A 277-nucleotide genomic window follows, 5' to 3' on the forward strand; every position below is an offset into this window, starting at 1 on the left:
CGGCCAGGAGCGGGGCGAATTCCGGATCGACCTCAGCCATGTCTGGCTGACCGAGGCGCTCTACGGACTGCTCAGCGCGGGCGCCTGGGCCACACAGGACGGCCGGGTCGCCACCAAGGACTTCCAGTACATGATCGTCGAGTTGCTGCTCGGCGGCGCACAACGGAGCGTGAGCACATGACCACCATCCACGGGACGGCGACGGAGACGAGGCCCGTACCCGGCCCCGGGCGGTGGCTGGCGCTCGCCGTGCTCGTCCTGGCCGTACTGCTGGTGG

At 70.0% G+C, this 277-nt stretch carries 1 pseudogene; it reads left to right on the top strand.

Annotation, left to right across the window (positions count from 1 at the left end):
* Positions 1 to 181: pseudogene (locus BFF77_RS31500) on the top strand (TetR/AcrR family transcriptional regulator); the annotation flags it as partial.
* Between the last annotated feature and the right edge of the window lie 96 nt (positions 182 to 277).

The organism is Streptomyces lushanensis, assembly GCF_001700515.1.
Classification (GTDB): domain Bacteria; phylum Actinomycetota; class Actinomycetes; order Streptomycetales; family Streptomycetaceae; genus Streptomyces; species Streptomyces lushanensis.